At 29.4% G+C, this 1201-nt stretch carries 1 protein-coding gene; it reads right to left on the bottom strand.

The genetic code is table 11. The features are described 5' to 3' along the window. Positions 1–45: 45 nt before the first annotated feature. Positions 46–513: a hypothetical protein gene (locus tag HX124_RS18045; RefSeq protein ID WP_286384452.1), complete on the bottom strand. Its 468-nt coding sequence runs from the start codon at positions 511–513 to the stop codon at positions 46–48. Between the last annotated feature and the right edge of the window lie 688 nt (positions 514–1201).

Below are 1201 nucleotides of genomic sequence, written 5' to 3'. Positions count from 1 at the left end.
GCACTTTTAAGTAATATTTTCATTGTTGTCTCACAGTTCGAATATTTAAAAAGTTACATCCAAGTACAACACATCCTGATAAACCCCTTCAGGCGTAGTGCTTTGGACAGGTTCTGCTAATTTCACATGAATTGTTCCTTGTTCTACACTAGCGGGGTCATCCACTTGAATTTTTTTGACCGCATCTAATTGATAAACATTTCCTATAAAATTCATTTGAATTAACGTCTTTAACTTGGTTCCACCTGACGCTTTTACAAAAGTTCCATTTCCCCCTTCTTGTAATGACTTTGTGCTCAGTTGTAGCTCAAATTTCTGATTACATTGAAGGTTAAAAATTCCTGTTGCAACAAGCGCTTCTTCACTTAAAACAATTTGTGGGCTAACATTTGAAAACTGGCAACTTACAGGAATAGATGTCACAACACTCACTGAGGACGTTTGGTTTGCAGCACTTGCCCATGAAGAAATAAAAAGCACAACATACAAACATTGAGTACAAAACTTCCTCATGATGTCGCCCTTTAAATATGCCTTAAGTTATTTATTATTAGACGCTTTTTTAGACTTCTTATATATCCCTAAAATTAGGTATTTTAATATACTGATCATTAATAAAACTAAATTATTCTAGTAAAAAAACTAAACCCACTTAACAAAAAAATAAAATAAACTTTAAATTAAATAAAAAAAACAAATACTTATTTTTTATTTTAATTTCCCATAAATACCGTAAATAATCGAAAATAAAATAAATTATTTATAAATATCTTCTAAAATAAAAATAACCAGTGATAAGTAAAAAATATTTTTTAATTTTAATGATTAACTGTATATAGAAGTTAAGTCTTCTAAATTTATATTCAATATTTATGAACGAGCTTTGTATTTTACAAAAAATAAATTAAATCATATCAATATATTTAATTGACTACTTTGTCACATAAAAAATGGATTATATAGGTGATGTTAAAACAATCATAACTGTAAGAACACCACCATTTTATAATTACTATCATTAATACCGAATCTAAAGTATGAGCCTCATTCAGTGAATAATTTAGTAATCAACACTAATATTTAATACATCGTTATAAATACCTGCTGGGGTAGTGGTCGTCACCGCCGCAACTAACGCTGCATTCACATTATATGTATCTACCGTTAAACCCGGTTGAGACAACGGTGTACCTACGTTTAC

It is taken from the genome of Acinetobacter sp. 226-1, assembly GCF_030329325.1.
Taxonomy (GTDB): Bacteria; Pseudomonadota; Gammaproteobacteria; order Pseudomonadales; family Moraxellaceae; genus Acinetobacter; species Acinetobacter sichuanensis.
The sequence above is the reverse complement of the archived record's forward strand: the minus strand, read 5'-3'. Positions and strand labels throughout refer to the sequence as shown.